Genomic DNA, 589 nt, shown 5'->3' on the forward strand with positions numbered 1-589 from the left:
GCAAGCTGGATTAAGTGGCCGAACGCCCATGTCACCATATACCCGTTGCCGGAAAGATAACCGTCATTACGCCCGGTCGCACCGATGATGCGGGCGATGTCCTTTGCCACGCTGGGCTTTTCTGCTATCAATGCAATCATAATTCTTTACTTTTTAATGGTGGATATTACATTTTCATTCCTCTGGACTTCTTGGGCTTGTCAGCTTTCAGGCTCTTGTCCTGCGCTTTCTCCTGCTTCTCTTTCTGCTTGGGGGTGGGCTTGTCCTGACCCTGTTTCAACGGCTCTTTGCCCTGCTTGGTGGCTTCGTTGGTCTTGCCCCCGGAATTGACCGCTACCTGCGTCCGGTTCTCGGCGGCGGGGGTAACGTCTTTCGGCTGCACCTTGTCGTGGGATTTGCCCTGTGCGCCGGGCTGTACATGACCGTTGAACTCAACGCCCTTGCCGTCCTTTAGCCCGGCTACCTGCTGTTCTGCGGGCTGCTGCCCCTGCTGCAAGAACTGGACGGCGGCACGGGGCAGGAACTCCAAGCCACGCTCCACCGCACTGACCTGCAAATAGGCACTGCGCTTCGTGCCGTCCCTGAATTG

General features: G+C 56.9%; 1 pseudogene. It reads right to left on the reverse strand.

Going from position 1 to position 589, the window contains the following annotated elements:
• Nucleotides 1-166: 166 nt before the first annotated feature.
• A pseudogene (locus tag H8S64_RS22320) lies at nucleotides 167-589 on the reverse strand (hypothetical protein); the annotation flags it as partial.

The sequence above is a fragment of the Butyricimonas hominis genome (assembly GCF_014287455.1).
Taxonomy (GTDB): Bacteria; Bacteroidota; Bacteroidia; order Bacteroidales; family Marinifilaceae; genus Butyricimonas; species Butyricimonas muris.